This window comes from Streptomyces sp. P17 (genome assembly GCF_032436805.1).
Lineage (GTDB): Bacteria > Actinomycetota > Actinomycetes > Streptomycetales > Streptomycetaceae > Streptomyces.
Genome location: NZ_JAVRBF010001011.1, coordinates 1 through 262, shown reverse-complemented (window position 1 = coordinate 262; position 262 = coordinate 1). Strand labels below are relative to the sequence as shown.

The 262-nt window shown below is 67.2% G+C and carries 1 protein-coding gene; it reads right to left on the bottom strand.

The features are described from left to right. Positions 1 to 197, bottom strand: a 197-nt coding sequence (locus RMT89_RS43765) for a hypothetical protein (protein ID WP_315889323.1), incomplete at its 3' end; no start/stop codon positions are given. Positions 198 to 262 lie beyond the last annotated feature (65 nt).

Here is a 262-nt window from a genome sequence, read left to right as displayed (position 1 = left end):
CGCTCGTGCACGGGCTCGTAGCCGCTATCCAGGATCATCTGCAACGAGACGCCGCGAACGCCAAGCTGATCCAGCCTGGTGCGCAGATCCTTGGCTTGGGCACGGGTCACCATCTGCAGTTCGAAGGCCGCGCAGGGCGCGCAGGCCAGGGCAGCGGCCAGAATCAGGCAGCCGGCCCGCAGTGCTGGGTGCAGCATCGTTCCCCCCGGTTCGATACATCGCAGCGGCAGTCTGGACCTTCCGACAGGCGGTCGTCCAGTGC